1 protein-coding gene is annotated in these 243 nt (G+C 64.6%); it reads right to left on the bottom strand.

The window, feature by feature from the left end:
* Positions 1 to 243, bottom strand: a 243-nt coding sequence (locus ACQG3P_RS22085) for an FtsW/RodA/SpoVE family cell cycle protein (protein WP_426806245.1), incomplete at both ends; no start/stop codon positions are given.

Genomic DNA, 243 nt, shown 5'->3' with positions numbered 1-243 from the left:
CCCCAGTTCTTCGGCGGTGACCGAGAAGAAGAAGTCGGTGTTTGCTTCGGGCAGGTAGTACAGCTTCTGCACAGAATTGCCCAGGCCCACGCCGGTCCACTCGCCACGGCCCACCGCCAACAGCGCGTTGGACAGCTGGTAGCCGTCGCCCTGCTGGTCGGCCCACGGGTCCCAGAACGAGGTGATGAGGCGCATGCGGTAGGGTTCTATGATCGCCAGCGCGCTCATCGCCACCAGGCCGAA

Source organism: Stenotrophomonas sp. SrG, from assembly GCF_050031795.1.
Lineage (GTDB): Bacteria > Pseudomonadota > Gammaproteobacteria > Xanthomonadales > Xanthomonadaceae > Stenotrophomonas > Stenotrophomonas rhizophila_A.
Note: the sequence above shows the minus strand (reverse complement) of the source record. Positions and strands in the feature narration are given on the sequence as shown.